Source organism: Paracraurococcus ruber, from assembly GCF_004353985.1.
Classification (GTDB): domain Bacteria; phylum Pseudomonadota; class Alphaproteobacteria; order Acetobacterales; family Acetobacteraceae; genus Paracraurococcus; species Paracraurococcus ruber.
The window spans coordinates 1-230 of sequence record NZ_SMOA01000783.1 but is presented as its reverse complement, the minus strand read 5'-3'; the positions used below and the strand labels follow the sequence as shown (position 1 = coordinate 230).

1 pseudogene is annotated in these 230 nt (G+C 64.8%); it reads right to left on the bottom strand.

From position 1 onward, the window contains the following. Positions 1–117: 117 nt before the first annotated feature. Positions 118–230 (bottom strand): annotated as a pseudogene (locus tag E2C05_RS32680) (IS5/IS1182 family transposase); the annotation flags it as partial.

Below are 230 nucleotides of genomic sequence, written 5' to 3'. Positions count from 1 at the left end.
ATCGCTGCTCCTCCTCGATGCTGGTGGCCGACGCAAACCGGACCACGCTCCACCATCCCGAGAGGAGCAGCCACCGGATCACCGGGGAGAGACCCCAATCACCCCATCTGTCCGGGATCATTTGCTGATTCGGCAGAGCCTTCGCAGCATGAGGCGGACGGAGGCCCAGCGCAGGAAGCACAGGCCTGACCGGTTCAGGCACTCCCAATCCTTGGCGAGGCGACGACAGC